Origin of the sequence: Thalassococcus sp. S3, assembly GCF_004216475.1 — a bacterium.
Taxonomy (GTDB): Bacteria; Pseudomonadota; Alphaproteobacteria; order Rhodobacterales; family Rhodobacteraceae.
In genome coordinates this window covers 296161-314333 of the sequence record NZ_CP022303.1, presented here as the reverse complement: position 1 = coordinate 314333, position 18173 = coordinate 296161, and the positions used below count along the sequence as shown (strand labels likewise).

Below are 18173 nucleotides of genomic sequence, written 5' to 3'. Positions count from 1 at the left end.
GAAGTTTGCAATTCGAACGTCATCTTGAACCAGGAAGGAGGAACAATGGTATCTCTTGCAGAGCACGCGGCGGAGTTGACCCCGACCGAAGGCATGACGCGGTTCGGGTTGGTCGCGCTATCGACCGATCTGACGACAGAGCGGGATTTCAACCGAATGCTGCCGGAACGCGACGCCACGTTGCACATCACGCGGGTGGCGTTCGAGAACCCGACGACCCCGGAAAATCTCAGGAAGATGGGCCCGCGCATAGCGTCGGCGGCCGAGCTTTTGGTTCCGGGAGAGGTCTTTGGCGCGATCTGCTACGGATGCACCTCGGCCTCGGTCGAGCTGGGGGACGCGGCAATCACAGCGGCGGTGCAGGCAGCCCATCCGGATGTCGCGGTCGTCACCCCGACCCACGCCGCCCTGATGGCGTTCTCGGCGCTTGGGGTCCGCAAGGTGGCGCTTTTGACACCGTACCTGGTGGAGACGACGGCCCCGATGATCACCTATTTCGAACAGAACGGTCTGGAGGTCGTCAACGCGGCTTGTTTTGGCCTGGAGGACGACCGCGATATGGCGCGGGTTAGCCGCGCGTCTATCGTGCGGGCCGCCTGCAGCGTGGATTGTCCTGAGGCCGAAGCGATCTTTCTGTCCTGCACCGCGCTTCCGGCGGTTGGCGCGATCGCGGAGATCGAGGCCGAACTGAAAAAGCCGGTCGTGACCTCCAACCAGGCGAGCGCCTGGGCCATGTGCCGGCTGGCGGGCCTGGAGGACTACAACCCCCAGGGGTATGGAAGCCTTTTCGAGCGCCGGATTTGACGCAGTGACGTGAGTGGGTCCGGGGATCCGGACGCGCCCCAAGTTCCCCTTTTGGGAGCAGACTTTGCAGCCCGCATGGTTTGACAGACCATGCGGGCTGTTCTTTGCCGCGTTCTGGACATCGGCAGCGCGGACAGGTTTGCGGATTGCGCAGTCCGGAATTGACGGTGCCGTTACCCTCTCCCCCTCTTCCCGGTCCGGGAAAGCCGAAAACCCGCGCGCGGCGGGCTGTTGTCGGGGACAGGGCTACGATTGCGGGCCACACGGCACCGGGGCATGGGCCCTTATCGTCTAGGCGGCGATTGTGGTCGCTTTGGCGACATCTTCCTTGAGTTCGGCATGCAGGCTTCGGATGCCTGTCTCAAGCAGGCCCGCGTCGAGGATCAGCTGCGTCTCGACGCCACGCGGCCCCTGAAGCACGCAACGCGGCGTGATACCCGCCTTGGCCAGGGCTTGCAGTGCGCGTGCGGGGACCGACAATCCTTGCAGATCATGCCCCAGAACAGAGATGAGAACGAGCTTGCAGGCCGAAATGCGGGCATTTGGATAGAGCGCGCCAAGGTCGTCCGCGACAGCGTCGATGGCAGCGGGCTTGGCGTCGACATAATGCGTGATCGTATTGGCATTGATCGTTTTCGAGACGATGCGCAGGCCATGGTCGCCGATCGTGTTCAGGATCGCCACGTCGAGAAGATTGATATCAACCTCGTCCTGTTCGAACACTTCGAGCGCGAAGACATCCAGCCCGGCGATCATCTCAACCGCCGGGGTTTCGGTGTCCCGGGCATTGATCAGGGTACCGGGATCTTCCGGTTCAAAGACGTTGGTGACCCGCAGCGGCACCTTGGCCTGGCGCAAGGTCCGGGCGGCGGAGGGGTGGATCGCCTCCATCCCCAGATTGGCCATCTGGTCGGCCAGATCATAGCTTGTATGGCCGATCTTGCGGGCCTTGCCGGCCCCGACGAGAAGCGGATCGGCGGAGGACAAATGATATTCCTTGCGGATGACGGCCTCACGGGCCCTTATGATGGCGGCGAGCCGGGAGAAGGTCACCTCTGAATATCCCCGGTCGAACTCTTGCATCAAACCGCTTTTGCACTGGGCATATCCCGTGATGATGGGCATTTCGCGTTCCGGGTCGATATCGCGGATGCTTTTGCGGATCCGGTCGTCCAATGCCAGGTTGGATTTGTCCCGCCAGCCCGACAGATCGACACATCGGGCCTCAAGCCCGTGGCGACGCAGGAACAGCGTGGTGGCGTAGGCGGAATGCATCTCCCCAAGGCCGGCCAGCATTTCCCGCACGCGGGAAAGCTGTTCCTCCAGACGGAAGCCCCCGTAAGAGCACAAATGCTTCAGATCGGCGAGGCAGGTTCGGGTCTCCCGCATCCGGTCTTGAACGAATCCGGTGGCGGCGTCGATGTCATCGGGATGCGACAGGATCGCCTGGTGCGCGGCGATCATGGCATGGGACGTTTTGGAGAGCGCATCGCGCCACCCACGATCATCCGGGTTGAGCGCCAATTGCATATAGACCCCCGGCTGGCCGGACTTCTTGTGCTCAAGCAGGAGGTTGGTGATCCCGGCAAAGGCCGAAACCACGAAATATCGACCGTATCGCGGAGTGCCATTTCGGATAAAGAGCGTGTGACACAGCTCATTCAGGCGCGACATCGACGTGCCGCCGATCTTTTCCACGATATGGGTCATATCTGATCTGCCCCTCCTAACAGAATTTCAATTTCGCGACGCGTCAAGCAGCCCGGCGCGGTCACTCCGCCGCGATGCGGGGTGCGGTGATGGCGTGGCGCGTGGCTTCGATCAGGATCGACAATCCGGCTTCGAGCATCTCATCCGGCGTGGTCAGCGGGGCGAGAACCTTGACCACCTGATCGTCGGGACCGGATGTTTCGATGATCAGGCCCTGCCGGAAAGCCGCGCGGCAGATCGCGGCAGCGAGGTCGCCGGACCCGACATCGACGCCCTGCATCATCCCCAGACCCTTGAGCCGCGCGCCCGGAACAAGGGCGGCGATCTTCTGGAGGCCCCGTTCCACAATACCGGAACGGCGGCGGATATCCTTTTCGAACCGGCCCCCAGCCCAGAACTTTTCGATGGCGATACGTGCGGTGATGAAGGCGTGGGTGTTCCCGCGAAAGGTGCCATTATGTTCCGCCGGTCCCAGCACGTCGTATTCGGGCCGCACCAGAACAAGGCTCATGGGAAGGCCGAACCCCGAGATCGACTTGGCCAGCGTGATGATGTCGGGGGTTATGCCGGCACGCTCGAACGAGAAGAAGCCCGTTGTCCTGCCGCACCCGGCCTGAATGTCATCGACAATCATCAGGGCGCCGGTCTCGCGTGCCAGGGTCGCGATATCGGCCAGCCAGCGGTCACCCGAGACGTTGAGCCCGCCCTCTCCCTGAACGGTTTCCAAAAGGAAGGCTGCCGGGGCATCCAGCCCGGACGACGCATCGCAAAGCATCTTCCGCAGCAGACCCACACTATCCAACCCTTCGGCATATCCATCGAAGGGCATGTGGGTGACATTCGCGAGCGGCAGACCGCCACCGCCCCGATGATAGGCATTGCCGGTTGCGGCAAGCGCGCCCAGGGTGACGCCGTGAAAGCCGTTGGTGAAGGCGATCACGTTGGTGCGTCCGGTGGCCTTGCGTGCAATCTTGAGCGCGGCCTCGACGGCGTTGGCGCCGGTCGGGCCGGTAAACATCAGCCGGTGGTTCAGCCCACGGGGTTGCAGAACATGCTCCTCGAAGGCCTGGATGAACTCGGCCTTGGTGCCCGTATGCAGATCAAGACCGTGGGCCAGCCCATCCCGGCAGATGTGATCGACCAGGGCTGCCTTCATATCGGGATCGTTGTGTCCGTAATTCAGCGAGGAACATCCCGCCAGAAAGTCGATGTAGCGGCGGCCTTCACAATCCACCATTTCGGACCCTTGCGCCGACGTGAATATGGTGTCGAACGCCCGGCAGTAACTTCGCGCCCCGGATTCACGACGCGTGAAGACAGACTTGGAACGGCGTTGCATGTTCATTCTTCCTCTCCTTTTTCGGGGGCAGGCAGACGGGCGGCGCAACGCGGTGCGCCGGGTTTGAAATGCCCCCTGCCCCGCGGTTTTGTCGGAAAGAGGGCAGGGGGGCCTGCGGCTGCGTAGTCGGTGTTCAGGGCCGGTGCGGGGATGCCGCGCCCGCCTGAAACGGGAGCCGGCGGAACCGTCTATTCCGCGGCGGCCGAAACAGGCGCCGGGTAAGCGCCGTCACCATCATGATCCTCTCGCCCGGTCACGGGCGGGTTGAACACGCAGATGGCGCGAAAACGGGTTTTCGGTCGCAAGGTGTGCCGGTCATGCTTGTCGAGCAGATACATATCGCCCGGCCCGATCATGAAAACCTCGCCGGTGTCGCGGTTGGTCAGCTCGCATTCGCCTTCGACGCACAGCACCGCTTCGACATGATGCTTGTACCACAGATCGGTTTCGGTGCCCGGATAGACGGTTGTTTCATGCAGCGAGAAGCCGACATTGTCGTCTGCGAGGATCAGGCGCTTGCTGCGCCAGGTGCCAAGGGCGCCTTTGACATCGCGGTCGGTGTCGGTGATGCTGTCGAGCGATCTGATGATCATGGGTGTTTCTCCTTCGATGGGCCTTTGGGATTACCGGGGGTCACGCTTCCGTCTTGATCGCGACCAGAAAGCTGGAATAGCCGCCCACGGTCTCGAAATCCTTGATGTCCAGATCCTCGGGGTCGACGTTGAAGCCGAGCATGTCTTCAAGTTCCATCAGCGTCTCGAGCATGCTCATCGAATCCAGACGAAACTCGCGAAAGAGGTTCATCTCGTCAGAGAGGGGCGGTATCGCCTCTTCGAGAACGGCTGCGAGCGCCTTGCGCAGATCGTCGCGCGCCTCGTTTTGGGTGTAGGGTGCGTCAAGCATGGGTCATCTCCTGCTTTTGTGTTGGGGCTTGGTGCATTTCGGCCTGAAGGCTTTGAACAAGCGCCTTTCGGTCAAACTTGTTGTTTGCCGTGCGCGGCATGTCGTCGATCAGCCGAATGCGATCCGGTATCTTGTAGGGCTCAAGCCGTTCGTCGAGAAAGCCGAGCAGATCGAATTCGGATTCAGATGCGCAGATGAAAAGCGTGGATGGCCGACCGGGTGCGGGCGGCACCATCACCGCGTGACGGACGACGGGCGCTTCGCAGCAGGCCGCCTCGATCTCCGAGCAGCTGACGCGGAAGCCGCGCACCTTGAAGATGTCGTCGCGCCGGCCCTCGCAATAAAGATAACCGTCCTCGTCCATCCAGCCGTAATCCCCGCTGTGAAGGCGGCGCAGCGTGGCGTGCTGTGTCCGGTAGGTCTTGTTCGTCAGCTCCTCGGATTTCCAATATCCGGCCATCACGTTCGGGCCGGATATGACAAACTCGCCAATTGAGTTGGGCGGCAGGACCGCGCCGTCTTCGCCCACCACCTCGACCCGCGTTCCGCGGAGCGGACGGCCGCATGTGCCGGGCTTGAGCAGATCGCCATCCACGGGCGCGATGCTGACACGCTTGCATTCGGTCAATCCGTACATGAGCTGGAACCCGAGGCGGGGAAAGGCGCCCCGCAAGGTCTTGATGGATGCGGGCGACGGCGCGGCGCCGGTGTTCGTGATCAGGCGCAGATCGGGAAGCTCACCGGGTTTGCGTTTGCCCATCACCGCAAGCGCCTCGATCATCGCGGGCACGGCCGGCAGCACGTTGGCGCGGCTTTTCTTGAGCGCCCTGAAGAGGCCAAGACCGCCGATATCCGGGTTTTCCAGTCGAAGCACGGCCCCGCATTCGACGGCGAGAAAGAGCTGGTAGAGGCCGTAGTCGAAAGACAAGGGCAAGGAGCAGAAGATGACATCGCCAGCCAGGTAATCTAGGGCCTCGGCGATGGCGGCGATAGAGAACACCATTTGGCGATGCAGACATGTCACCCCCTTGGGGCGCCCGGTGGATCCGGACGTGTAGATCATGCAGGCCAGATCCTCGGGGATGATGCCAAGGTTGAAGGTGGAAAGAGGCAGATTGCCCGTGTCGGCGTGCAGCAGATCGCCAAGCCTTGGAACGCCCACGTGGGTCTCGCCGACCTTGGCCAGCCAGTCCCCACCCCGGCAGGAAAGCACCATGACAGCCCCGGAATTTTCCCGGATGTAATCGAACTGCTTGACGGGGGTTGTGGGATGAACCGGGATAAAGCAGCCACCGATGGTGCTGATTGCATAGATCAGCACCGCCGTCATAGGGTTGTTGTCGGCCTGCACGATCACCCGGTCACCGGGGGACACGCCGGTATCCGACAACCAGCGCGCAAGCGACCGCGCACCGGCTCGAAGCTGCGACAAGGTCAGCACCTGATCGCCATATGCGAGGACGGGCGCGCGCGGGTTGGACGCGGCGGCACGGTCGAGAAGTTGATGAAGCAAAGTCATTGAGACACCTCTTCCGGTTTGGATTGGCGATTGGGCATCGGAACAACGATGAGCCCTTTCGCCGTGGCAATACGCTCGGGGGGAGAGACGGGAATGACGGTGGATGTCGCCGCATCCGGGGCACGGACGGTCCGAAGCGCCTCGACCTCGACATAGCGGCGCAGGCGTTTTCGCCGCGTGATGCGCGCACGGACGGTGAGGAAGTCCCCGGGCCGGGCCGGGCGCTGGAATTCGACGTTTTCCCAGGTTTGCAGCAGGCTCTCATCGCCATCCTGCAAGGCGGCCAGCCCGGTGACGGCATCCCCGAAAAGCTGTAGGATATGCGCGCCATCGACGATGCCGCCGCCATAATGGGCATCGGACGCCGACAGGCGCGTCGAAATCGTGAATTCGCTTTTATCGCCGGGCAGAGGGAGGTCGCCGGGCAGCCGGTAGGCCGATATGATGTCGCTGACACTGTCCGCCGCCCGCACAAGGTGCAGATCGTCACCGTCAACCAGAACCTCGTTGGGATAGCCGTGGCTTAGAAACCCTGTGGGCGACGCGGTTGGGCCGTAAGCCCCTGAGCACAGCACCGCGATGACATCGCCTTCTTCCACCTCGCCCAGATCGGCTTTGCGCGCCATCGTGTCACTCGGCGTGCAGAGGGGCCCGGTCAGGGTGACAACCCCGTCCGACCCGGAACGATCACGCGAGAGGTTCACGATGGGAAAGGAGCGTTTGGCGAACCCCCCGACCCCGACAGCCGCCATATGCAGGTTCGTGCCCCCATCCGCGATGGCAAAGGTTTCCCCCCGCGACACCTTCACGTAGCGCACGGAGGTCAGCAAAGCGCCTGCCCCGGCTGAGAGGTACCGGCCAAGTTCGATCATCACGCGGGTCGCGGGATTGGACTTGCGGAACCGCGCGACAGCGGCGTTGACGCCTCGGGCGAGTTTGGGAAGGTCCAGTTTCTCCTCGTTGTCGAAGTAAGGCACACCGAAGCCGCCCCCGACATCCACCGCTTCGATCTCGATATCCAGATCGCGGGCAAGGCGTTCGGCCATGTCGAGAATGTTCTCGGTGTTCTCGATAACCGGCTCTGCTTCGAGATACCTTGTCCCCATATAGACGTGAAAGCCGATCACCCGGACCAGCGCGAGCGTATCGAGTTTTCCGCGCAGGCCCGGCACTTGTTCGACATCTATGCCGAATTGGCGTGGCTTGCCGCTCATCGTCAGGCCAGATCCGCTTGTTTTGAAATCCGGATTGACGCGCAGCATGACATTCACGGCTCGCTTGACGCCGGACGCTTCGGCCTGTCGCTGGATCTCGTCCAGCTCTTGCGCGGATTCCGCGACGATCGCGAAGATCCCGAACCGGATACAATCGGCGATTTCGTCCCGGCACTTTGCGGGACCGACGAAAATGATGTTTGCGGGGTCGATCCCAACCCGGATGGCGGTGTGCAATTCAGCGCGCGAGGAGACCTCGGCACCGGCACCGCAAGCGCGCAGGCAATCCACGATTGCCGCGTTCGGATTGGCCTTGAGCGAATAGAGAAGGTCGATCGAAGGCGACAGTTGCTGACGCAGCATATCGAAATTATGGCGCAGATAGTCGGCGTTGTAGACGAAGGCCGGCGTGCCGAAGTGGTGCGACACCCGTTCTGCCAGCTGCCGGTCGGGAAGCCAGGCCCCGCTTTGTCCGTGAACGGCGAATGTTTGGGAAACATTGGTGCTCATGCCGCGGCCTCCTCTGCAACGTGATCCGGTGCGGGGGTATTCACAGGCTCGCGATCGGTCCGGCGGTCCAGACAAATGCGCATCAGGGTTTCGTCGTGATGGTCGTCCCCCGCACCGGCCAGGAGGGAGCCGGGAAACAGCAACTCCTCTTCGATACGGCCGTCGAGGCGCTTGGCGAGAGACTTCATGAGCAGCCGGATCGCCTTGTTCTTCTCGTCAACCGACGCTTCGATCTGGTCGGCCCCGCGACTGATCTCCCGCTCCGCCGCATAGGCGATCATGTCCACGCCAAGCCCCGCGACACCGTGCCGGGGTTTGGTTGCGGTTTGCCAAAGAAAGTAGGTTTCAGGGCGGCGTGGGGATCGAAAGCCTGTCAAAAAGCCGATCACCTCGTTGTCGCGCAGGGCAACCACGGAGTTTTCGGCAAAATGCGTGCACCACAGCGCATAGGCGTATTCGCTGTTCGAATCCAGCCAGGGCGTATCGCTGACCAATTCGATAATGCTTCGGGTGTGAGCCAGGTCTGGACTTTGAAATCTGACGGTATTCACGTCTGTTTCCTTTCTATGGATCTTTGCATCGGGCCAGGGTCCGGGCAGGCCAGCACAGGCGCCTCCGAGCCCTTGGCGATAACGCTGCGGCGAAAGTTGAGCATGGCGTCGGGCCTCATCGAGATGACGCGCCCGCCGGTGTTTTCGGCACGTGCTGCCGTTCAGAGACGAGCGGGCAGGATGCACGGTCCAGCAGCGAGGCCGTTCATCGCCCGAGAGCTCACACCCGTTTCCGCGCGGAATATAGGAGGTGAGCCGAACCCGATATTTACAAGCGTCGCCGAAAAAATATCCCTGACTTCACCAACTCTCTCATTGGCAAGAATCTGCCGGAAGAAACGGCTGACTTGTTGACACCGAGAATGATCCAAAAGAGGTTTATCACACAAGCTATGATTTCTAAGTCATGCGTCAGTTCAGCTAATGCGAGTGCCGAGGTGCTCTTTTGATTTCCCTGCCACCCCTGAATTGGTTGAAAGCGTTCGAGGCGGCAGCGCGGCATTCCAGCTTTAAAAAAGCGGCTGAAGAGCTTCACGTTACCCCTGCCGCTGTCAGCCAGCATGTCAAATCTTTGGAGGATTATTACGACGTTAAGTTGTTTGTCCGCCAAGCACGATCTTTGAAATTAACGCGTATTGGAAAACTGGCCGCTCCACTAATGTCCAATGCGTTGGAAAAGTTTACCGAAGCCTGCGATGTGATCAAAGGCGACACCGGGCGGAACTGGTTGACCCTGACCGCGCCCCTGTCTTTCTGCATGAAATGGCTGGTCCCCCGACTGGAGACGTTCAACGAGCAACATCCGAAGCTGGAGATCCGGCTTAACGCCACCGATGAGCTTGTCGATCTCTGTCAGGGCCAGGCCGACATCGGGATTCGCTATGGCAATGGCGACTACCCCGACCTTGAAGTCGTTCCCCTGATCGACGGCGTGTATCACATTGTTGCAAGTCCAGATTTGCTGGAAAGGCATGGCGGTTTGAATGATCTCTCCGAGCTGGACAAGTATCCGCTCTTGCATACTGACTGGCGGGGAAGCCCAGACCTGGTGCCGGGGTGGGACATGTTGGTGAAGGCGGCCGGTGTGAACAGCAAGGCCATAGATCTGCAAAAGGGACACAAGTTTTCGAACGAGATGATGGCGATTGATGCAGCCGTTTCAGGCTTGGGCGTCGCCTTGGTCAGCGAGGCGAATTCGGATGCCGAATTGCAATCTGGACGGCTGGTAAAAGTTCTGGATCACCACAGTTTTCGCAACAGTGGGTTTCAGTATCATCTGGTGAGATCCAAGACAAACAAGGTTTCCAGCAGCGCAGATCTGCTATATCATTGGTTGAGTGACCAAGGCAGTATAAGCGGCTAAACAGCGTTCAGAAGATATTTTTTATGTGTAAGTAATCTATGCTAATTGCATTAGCGGTTAGGAAAATAATGTAAGAATATTCACCTTTTCTGGATAACTTATTTTCAAGACCAAATCAATCGAGAAGAATGGATTGTTGGTCAAATATAAATCTAAAAATTAATTATTTAAGTTAACAATCGGCAATACGGATTATATTGTGCACAAAGATTGCATCATATAAGTCATTATTGCGAGGGTCAGGCGCCATTGATTTCTGGGGCACCTTCTGGTTCACGGCTCGAAAACGAGCGGTGAACATGTCTGATCTTTCTGGCGGACAGATGCGCAAATGACGCGTCCGGATCCACTCTTCCCGAAGTTTCACGGCAAGCCACGCAGGGATGACCAGCGTGTTTTGAGCGAGGTTATCTTCACTGATCGTAGTGGGTAGAGGTGGCGGGATTGCTCGAGTTCTGCTTCTGCACATCGGCGCTGATCAAGCTGGCGTGCCCCCCGATCAAAGAAGAGTTTCACCGGAATCGGAACGGTGCTCACATTCGCTGTGCCGGGCATGGAGGTCCGCTTGTGATAGGCTCAATGCCTAAACGACGACACCTCAGGCATCACGTCGGAAAAACCGCATAATGACCCCCTGTTTCCACATGGCGAGGCCACTCAGAACAAGGGCGGGGGTGACCACGTAGAGGGTCAGCGCGGTGAATGCGGCGTTCGCGGACCACGGTGAATACAGATATGTGCCGATAATCAGTCCACCAACGATATGAAACCAGCGTAAGGTGGTGCGCAGCGATGCAGCCGTCATGGGTTTGACCTTTCGGTTTGGAACTGTCATTCAGATAACTATGCAGTGCTAACTTTGCAATGCTTAGTTCGAGGAATATGATGAATAGCACTGCCTACCACCACGGAGATCTGCGCACCGCTCTGCTAGACGCCGCCGAGGACGATCTGCGCCGCACCCCCGATGCCGTGCCCAGCATCCGGGCACTCGCGGCGCGGCTCGGTGTCAGTGCGACGGCTCCACACGCGCATTTCCGTACGAAATCTGACCTGATGACAGCGCTCGCCGTGCGGGGGTTTCAGCGCCTTGCATCAGAGCTGGAAGAGGCAAGGCACGAGACGCCCGACCTTACGGCATTGGCCGAAGCGTATATGACCTTTGCGGCAGAGAATCTGGGGGTGTACCGGCTCATGTTCGCCACGGGCACGCGGGTCGAAGACGACGAGAGACTTCGCCACGTGTCCCGGGCGGCCTACGATATGCTTCGGGATACGGTAAAGGAAGTGCTTCCAGCCGCTACGGACGTCGAGCGGAAAGAGCGAACTCTTGCTGCGTGGGGAGTTGTGCACGGTCTTGCATCCCTTGCTGCCGAGGGCCGGATATCGGCTGACACACTGGATGATCGCTCTCCTCGCAATCTCGCCCGGCTGGCCGCTGCGCTGATCACGGGCGGGCCTTGAGCGGCGTCCGCCGCTTGTTGCCGTTGCGTCGGCCGTATCCAGATAGTCCCCGAGGCCGGACCATTGCAAACGATGCGAACCCGCCGAAGCGAGATTAAGAACACCCGACAGGGACGCTACGCGTGAGGACCTCTGGCCCACCGAAGCGGGTCACTTTGATCTCTTGCATGGTTTGCCGCGTGAAAGCCCAGGCCTTCGAGCCAGACCGCCCCGGTTGCGAGGTGTCAATTCGCGCATTCTTTTGCGTTCCGCGGCAGGCGTGCCCATCTCACATATGATTGTGTCGATAATGATCTGCAAATGAAGGCCATGCTTCATGAGTGAAAAGAGGCTCTCATGGGATGATCTGCGGCTGTTTCTTGGTGTCGCGGAGGCCGCGAGCCTTGCCAAAGCCGTGGACAAGACGGGCGCTAGTCCCCCGACACTGGGCCGTCGAATGGACCGTTTGGAGCAATCGCTGGGTGTGAAACTCTTTGAACGCCACGCGCGCGGCTATGACCTGACGGCGCATGGCAGCACGCTTCTTGCGCGGGTCCGTGATATCGAACAGCGGGTCATCGAGGCCGAGCAGGATGTCGCAAGCGAGGCCGGTCCGGAAGTCATCCGTATCAGCGCCGGCACATGGATGACCACTTACATCACCGAAAAGATAGGCCAGATATCCGCGCCCGACGACACGTTCCAACTCTATCTCAGCGCAGAAGAACGGCGCGCGGATATCGGTCGTCGTGAGGCGTTGATCGGGTTTCGCAATATGCGGCCTGAAGAGCCCAATCTGGCAACAAGAAAGCTGTGCCGGATTGAATATGCGGGCTATGCGGTCGATCACGCGGTCAAAGGATGGATTCAGGTCGGGGCCGATACACCGTCAGCCCGATGGGTGCGCGCACATCATGCATCCGAAATCGTCATCGGTGCCAGCACGCCAATTGCCGGGATGCAGCTTTGTCTTGCGGGAATGGGCCGGATGGCTTTGCCCTGTTTCATTGGTGATCACGATCATCGGCTCAAGCGATTGGGTGAGAATATCCACGGCCTGTCGACCGCGAGCTGGATCGTGACACATCCTGCCGACCGCCATCGCCCGAACGTGCGCAAGGTGATTGACCGGTTTGTCTCTGTGATCACCTTGGACGCGCCCCGCTTCGCAGGTGCGACCCGACTTCAAATTGATCCGGGCATGGACAGCTGATCACACGCCTTACAACGTTTCGATTATGAAGCGCAGCTTTCATTCGTGGGCACTTCTGACCTTGCGTCAACGACATATCTCCAGTGGCAACGGCGCAGGGAGATTGCGACATGTCTATCAGCATAAGGATCAACGGAAACCAGCAAGAGGTCCGGGTCGATCCGGAAAAGCCGTTGCTATGGGTCATCCGGGATGATCTGCGCCTGACAGGGACAAAGTACGGATGCGGTGTTGCGCAATGCGGAGCTTGCACGGTCCTGATTGACGGTGTTGCACAGCGGTCCTGCATCACACCTGTGGGCACCCTGAACGGCGCAGAAGTCACCACAATCGAAGGGATCGACGGGCCAGAGGCCGCGGCGGTCAAGGCAGCGTGGACGGATGTTGAAGTCGCACAATGCGGCTATTGCCAATCCGGGCAAGTCATGACCGCAACAGCGTTCTTGCGCGATGTCCCGAACCCGACAGATGAGGAAATTGTCGACGTGATGACGGACAATCTCTGCCGTTGCGCCACCTACACGCGTATCAGATCCGCCCTTCGCCAAGCCGCTGACGCGTTGGAGGGATAGCCGATGCAAAAGTTGATGCCAAACCGCCGCGCATTCCTTGCTGGCTCAGCCGGGTTGGTGATTGCAGCAGCCGTGCCTCTTCCGGGGCGGGCAGCTCGGGGAACGGATGTGTTCGCGCCGAACGCCTTTGTTCGTATAACGCCCGACAGTGTGGTTACGGTCCTGGTCAAGCACAGTGAGCTTGGCCAAGGCACCTGGACGGGTCTGACCACAATGGTTGCCGAGGAGCTGGACGCCGACTGGTCCCAGATGCGGGCTGAAAATGCGCCCGCCAATGTGGAGCTTTATGCAAGCTCCATCTTCGGCGTGCAGGGCACCGGTGGATCGACGGCAACGCCCGCCTCATGGATGCCGATGCGGCAGGCGGGTGCGGCCGCACGTGCCGTTCTGGTCGCGGCCGCCGCGCGCGACTGGGGCGTTCCGGCGGAGGAGATCACGGTGCGCGCAGGTGTTGTGTCGCATACTGGGTCAGCCGGTAACCTGCAGGCGACCTTTGGTGAATTGGTCGCCCTGGCCGATGGTCTTGAACCGCCAGCAGAGCCGGTCCTGAAAACGCCCGATCAGTTCGTCCTTGTTGGCCGCGATGTCCCCCGGATCGATGCGCCAGAAAAGTCGAACGGCACTGCGATCTACGCTATCGATGTCTTCCGGGACGCAATGCTGACCGTCGCCGTGGCACGCCCACCCAAGTTCGGCGCGACGGTAACCACTTTTGATCCGACTGAGGCGCTGGCCGTGCCGGGTGTAAGGCGGGTCGAACAAATCCCTTCGGGCATCGCCGTTTATGCCGATGATACCTGGGCCGCGTTCCGAGGCCGCGATGCGCTGAATGTCACATGGGATGAAACAGACGCCGAGACGCGTTCCTCGGACGAGATGATGACAGTCTGGGCGCAGGCCGCGCGCAGTGCGCCAGCCATTGCAGAGGATCGCGGGGACATTGAGGCCGCGATAAGCGAGGCAACGGATGTCATTGAAGCCGAATTCCGGTTTCCGTTCCTATCCCACGCGGCAATGGAGCCTTTGGACGGCGTGGTCGAGCTGTCAGAGGACCGGGCGGAGTTCTGGATGGGGTCGCAATGGCAAACCTCTGACCAGAATGAAGCGGCGGCCCGGTTCGGTTTCCCGCCCGAAAACATCGCGATCAATACAATGCTCACAGGCGGATCCTTCGGGCGGCGCACTACAGCCGACAATCACTTCACGGCAGAGCTGTCCGAGATCGCCAAAGCCGCTGGCCCCGGTGCCTACAAACTGATCTGGAGCCGCAAAGATGACATGCGCGGCGGCTACTACCGCCCGCTGACTGTCCATTACATGCAAGGCGGCCTCGATAGCGACGGAAACATCGTCGCCTGGCGCAACAACGTGGCGACGCAATCGCTTTTGGCGGGCTCTCCGTTTGAGCAATTCATCACCGACGGAATTGATGGAAGTTCGGTCGAAGGGGCGCGCGGGCTGCCATACCGGCTGCCGAATGCGCGTGTCGCGCTTGCGACAATGAATAGCCCGGTGCCGGTTCTGTGGTGGCGGGCTGTTGGTCACACGCACACCGCCTATGCGACAGAGGTGTTTCTGGATGAGCTTCTTGAGCGCGGGGGAAAGGACCGCGTCCAAGGCCGGCTTGACCTTCTTGAAGCGGATGACGCGGATCGCCATCGCGGCGTGCTGGAGCGTGTGGCAGACATGGCGAACTGGCAGGGCCCCGATGCGGGCAACGGCATCGCCCGTGGTGTTGCATTGCACAAAAGCTTTGGCAGCTACGTCGCCATGATCGCCGATGTGTCGATCGAGCGTGATGTCCCCCGCGTCCACAAAGTTTGGGCCGCCGTTGATTGCGGCATCGCAATCAACCCTTCGATTATTGAAACGCAAATGACCGGCGGGCTTGGCTTTGGCCTGTCTGCCGCCATGTTCGAAGAAATCACTCTGAGGCAGGGCGGCGAGGTCGATCAATGGAACTACGACGCCTACCGGATTATGCGCAACAATGAGATGCCCGAAGTTGAGGTGGCGATCATCGACAGTGCCATTGACCCGACCGGCATAGGTGAGCCCGGAACGCCGCCGATCGCGCCAGCCATTGGCAACGCAATACGTGCCCTCACCGGGGAAACCCCGCGCCGGTTGCCCTTTGTGGCGACTTGACCGACCCGATGGCATGTCGGCCCAGTTCACAAAGCTGAGAGCGGCAAAGCGCTGTTGAACGTGTTCTGGTATGGCCTTTTTCATCGCTAACGCGTGCTGCCGACTAAAGTAAAACCAGCGTGTCGGCGCGCCCAAGGAGCTTTTATCCAATGGACATTTCCCAGCGGGTCGCTGCTGTGCTTGGGCCAACACTTATGATTGTCACTGTATCTGAGCTGCTGAACCTTAGGATCTGGCGAGATGTCCATCCCTCCGTAGTCTACCTGAACGGTTTGCTGTTCCTGATCGGTGGCCTGATCATCGTGACGACGCATAATGTCTGGGATGTAGACTTGAGCCTGCTGGTGACCCTCTCGGGCTGGCTGCTTGTAATGGCTGGGTCATTCCGCATGTTTTTCCCGACAGCACCGCAATTGGGTGCAGGCATTGTGACTTACATATTGATTGCCGCGCTGTTCACTCTCGGCGCGTGCTTGACGGTCTATGCCTTTTTGAATGTCTTCCGTTGAGCGGATGAAAGCCGAAATTGTGCACGCAGCAATGTCGAGCTAACCGCAACAATCAAACGTGTCGGTTCTACTGGCGGTGTGGCTGCGCAAACTGCTTTGACACCTCTGCGTTTTGTCTAAGCGCGTCTCGTCCGCGTTGGAGACGGCCCAAGCCTGATTGACCGCCTTAGGGCAAGGGAGGGGGTCGGGTATAATAAGGCGGTGCATCAGAGCGCACCCAAAAACGGGCTTTTCATTGCCCCACACACGGGAAATGGTCAGAGGCGGGCCGCTTGGCCACCACAGACGTCAAATGACGGAAGGTACGCATTGATGATAAAGGACGCATATCCCGTCCCCTACGCATACTGGTATGCTGCGGCGCTCTTCATAAATGCGGGCCATGGCCCCGAGGAGGTCCTGACCCGTCTCGGCATTGATGACGGCGTCTGGGACAGCACCAACCGGTTCTATGGTATGCTCCATTTCGCAAATATGTCCTGGGTCGCAAGCGCCTTGCGCCGCGACGGCCTGCCCGATCCCGCGCGGAATACGGACCTCTATGCCCATCTGTGCGAAGGCGGAGGTATTCATCCGCCGGTTCAGCAGCCCTTCGCTCTACGCCCGCAGCTCAGCGCGATCCGCAAGGTGGTCGAGGCCGATCCGCATATCGGTCCGTTTGCCAAGACCTCCTGGCGCGCCCATTATATCGCGGAGCGAGCGTTTCCGACCCTGCGCTACATGCATGACGGACACCGCGTCCTTGCCGGTGGCATGCCTCTGGCGGGCCGGACGGGCAAGCCGATTGATGGCGTCGATCCGGTAAGCTTTCGCCAGCTCGGGCAGCGATGGTTTCGCGACAGGGACCGCGTTTATGCCCAAGGTGCAATTCGGCAAAAGCCTTATTGGTATGTCGTCAGACACGCCGATCCAGCCACCTTTCGGGTGCTGAACGAACGCCACGCATACGATGCGAACGCCGGTTATTACATCACCAACAAACGCTTTCCGACCGCGGATCCCGGCACATTCGAAGTCATTGCTTATCATTACGGGCGCGGCCAGAAGCCCGGCCTTCACCACGATGAAAGCCACTGGGCCAAGGATGGCCGCAAAGTCTATGGTTACGGTGTCGAAGTTCCGGATGCTCACGCACCGTCCTTTTCTTCCATCGGCGATGAGGGAAAGTACTTCGCAGACAGGGCCCGCATCTATTGGGAACGCGATCCCATCGCCGGGGCGGACCGAGAGAGCTTCGTCTGCGCCTCCGAGGCGGGGCAGTACCGCGCCTACGACAAGGACCGGCCCTATTGGGCGGGAAAGCCCCAATCCGTGACGGCGGAGTTTGATCGTTGGCGGGCATTCTTCGAGGCGCATTCCGAGCTGACCGATACGTGGTGGCACCGCGAACGTGACCGGCGTGCGTCAGGGGAGAGCGAGGCAACTGAGGCGGCCCCGACGAAGTCCCTGGGCGGGCCGTTCTTCAGCGATGGCAAGCGGGTTCTCGTGCGTCCCCGGAGGTCGCATGACGGGCGCTGGGTCACGCTCGATTATCTCGACCATGACAGCTTTCGGCCCATCGTTGACGTGTTCGGCGTCGACAAGCATGGGTTGCGTTATTTCAATCCGGGCCTTGAATCCTTCGGAACCGACCCGGTCAAGGACTCCGATCCCGAAAGCTTCCGCGCCCTTGGCGATGATTGGTATCGCGACGACGGGCAGATCTACTATATGGCGCTGGACAGTCATCACCCTCAACTGGTTTGCACCGCCGCAGATCCAGCCAGCTTCGAAGTTCTGGGCGGAGTCTACGGGCGGGACGCAGATGCGCTCTTTGTCGGGGGCGTGCGAAAACGCAACATCGACGATCCGGGGGCTGTCGTCGCGCTCGGCGGAGACTACGCACGGATCGGAGACACCATTCTGCGGAACGGAAAGCCGGTGAAGAATCCCGGCGCGATCGACATCGCAACCGCCCGCGGCTTGCCCGGCGTGCGGCTTCTACTCGACGCAAAGGGCAATCTGCTGCTGGGCGGGCGCTATCGCAAGCCGCTGCCAGGGTTTGATGCCGCGTCCTTCCGGTTTCTGAACCAATCCTTCGCGGTAGATCACGACCAAGTCTACGCGTTGACGGAAGCGGCCCTGTCGATCTGCGAAGACATCGACCGGGCCACGGTGGAAAGCGATGGGCCAATGTCCGTGCGCGATTGCAATGCCCGTTTCGTCGCGGACTATGACAAGGTCACGCGCCGGCCGTTGGCGGACTGACGCGGACCTATAAAGGATAACGGCTGCGGAAGGAGCGGGCCTGACGTCAGCCCCTGCCGTTGCGTATTGCCGTGGGATGTCAGCACTGGTGTTATCCAAAGGCCAACGGCTGCCATCCGCCGCATCCA

Annotated in this window: 16 protein-coding genes; 8 read left to right on the top strand and 8 right to left on the bottom strand. The window is 60.2% G+C overall.

What is annotated here, in order from left to right:
• The first annotated feature begins 45 nt into the window (after positions 1 to 45).
• Positions 46 to 804, top strand: a complete 759-nt coding sequence (locus CFI11_RS01520) for an aspartate/glutamate racemase family protein (protein WP_130402382.1) — start codon at positions 46 to 48, stop codon at positions 802 to 804.
• 291 nt (positions 805 to 1095) lie between these two features.
• On the opposite strand, the gene CFI11_RS01515 is transcribed toward CFI11_RS01520, so the two are convergent.
• From CFI11_RS01515 to CFI11_RS01485, 7 genes are all read right to left on the bottom strand, one after another.
• Complete coding sequence (locus CFI11_RS01515; RefSeq protein WP_130402380.1) at positions 1096 to 2514, bottom strand: aspartate kinase; 1419 nt, start codon at positions 2512 to 2514, stop codon at positions 1096 to 1098.
• Between the two features lie 61 nt (positions 2515 to 2575).
• On the bottom strand, positions 2576 to 3859 hold the full coding sequence (gene ectB / locus CFI11_RS01510) for a diaminobutyrate--2-oxoglutarate transaminase (protein WP_130402378.1): 1284 nt from the start codon (positions 3857 to 3859) through the stop codon (positions 2576 to 2578).
• Between the two features lie 182 nt (positions 3860 to 4041).
• Positions 4042 to 4446: an ectoine synthase gene (locus CFI11_RS01505; protein WP_130402376.1), complete on the bottom strand. Its 405-nt coding sequence runs from the start codon at positions 4444 to 4446 to the stop codon at positions 4042 to 4044.
• Between the two features lie 40 nt (positions 4447 to 4486).
• A complete protein-coding gene (locus CFI11_RS01500; RefSeq protein WP_130402374.1) occupies positions 4487 to 4756 on the bottom strand; it encodes an acyl carrier protein in 270 nt (89 codons plus the stop codon).
• A complete protein-coding gene (locus CFI11_RS01495; RefSeq protein ID WP_130402372.1) occupies positions 4749 to 6275 on the bottom strand; it encodes a class I adenylate-forming enzyme family protein in 1527 nt (508 codons plus the stop codon). Before CFI11_RS01495 ends, CFI11_RS01500 begins: the two co-directional genes overlap by 8 nt.
• Positions 6272 to 7999: a hotdog domain-containing protein gene (locus tag CFI11_RS01490; RefSeq protein ID WP_165390162.1), complete on the bottom strand. Its 1728-nt coding sequence runs from the start codon at positions 7997 to 7999 to the stop codon at positions 6272 to 6274. The genes CFI11_RS01495 and CFI11_RS01490 overlap by 4 nt, the downstream gene beginning before the upstream one ends.
• The gene (locus tag CFI11_RS01485; RefSeq protein WP_165390161.1) at positions 7996 to 8550 is read right to left on the bottom strand and encodes a GNAT family N-acetyltransferase; all 555 of its coding nucleotides are present in this window, start codon (positions 8548 to 8550) and stop codon (positions 7996 to 7998) included. Before CFI11_RS01485 ends, CFI11_RS01490 begins: the two co-directional genes overlap by 4 nt.
• Positions 8551 to 9022: 472 nt before the next feature.
• Here CFI11_RS01485 and CFI11_RS01480 point away from each other — a divergent pair, with 472 nt between their 5' ends.
• Complete coding sequence (locus CFI11_RS01480; protein WP_165390160.1) at positions 9023 to 9913, top strand: LysR substrate-binding domain-containing protein; 891 nt, start codon at positions 9023 to 9025, stop codon at positions 9911 to 9913.
• Between the two features lie 598 nt (positions 9914 to 10511).
• On the opposite strand, the gene CFI11_RS01475 is transcribed toward CFI11_RS01480, so the two are convergent.
• The gene (locus CFI11_RS01475) at positions 10512 to 10748 is read right to left on the bottom strand and encodes a hypothetical protein (RefSeq protein WP_130402366.1); all 237 of its coding nucleotides are present in this window, start codon (positions 10746 to 10748) and stop codon (positions 10512 to 10514) included.
• Positions 10749 to 10798: 50 nt separating this feature from the next.
• On the opposite strand from CFI11_RS01475, the gene CFI11_RS01470 reads away from it, so the two are divergent.
• From CFI11_RS01470 to CFI11_RS01445, 6 genes are all read left to right on the top strand, one after another.
• A complete protein-coding gene (locus tag CFI11_RS01470; RefSeq protein ID WP_165390159.1) occupies positions 10799 to 11377 on the top strand; it encodes a TetR/AcrR family transcriptional regulator in 579 nt (192 codons plus the stop codon).
• A gap of 316 nt (positions 11378 to 11693) precedes the next feature.
• Positions 11694 to 12569 carry a LysR family transcriptional regulator gene (locus CFI11_RS01465; RefSeq protein WP_130402362.1) on the top strand — a complete coding sequence of 292 codons (876 nt, stop codon included), beginning with the start codon at positions 11694 to 11696 and terminating at the stop codon, positions 12567 to 12569.
• A 110-nt stretch (positions 12570 to 12679) separates the two neighbouring features.
• Complete coding sequence (locus CFI11_RS01460; protein WP_130402360.1) at positions 12680 to 13141, top strand: (2Fe-2S)-binding protein; 462 nt, start codon at positions 12680 to 12682, stop codon at positions 13139 to 13141.
• Positions 13142 to 13144: 3 nt separating this feature from the next.
• Positions 13145 to 15289: a xanthine dehydrogenase family protein molybdopterin-binding subunit gene (locus tag CFI11_RS01455; protein ID WP_130402358.1), complete on the top strand. Its 2145-nt coding sequence runs from the start codon at positions 13145 to 13147 to the stop codon at positions 15287 to 15289.
• A gap of 149 nt (positions 15290 to 15438) precedes the next feature.
• A complete protein-coding gene (locus tag CFI11_RS01450; protein ID WP_130402356.1) occupies positions 15439 to 15798 on the top strand; it encodes a hypothetical protein in 360 nt (119 codons plus the stop codon).
• A 312-nt stretch (positions 15799 to 16110) separates the two neighbouring features.
• Positions 16111 to 18045 (top strand): DKNYY domain-containing protein, encoded by a 1935-nt coding sequence (locus CFI11_RS01445; RefSeq protein WP_130402354.1) that lies wholly within the window; start codon positions 16111 to 16113, stop codon positions 18043 to 18045.
• Positions 18046 to 18173 lie beyond the last annotated feature (128 nt).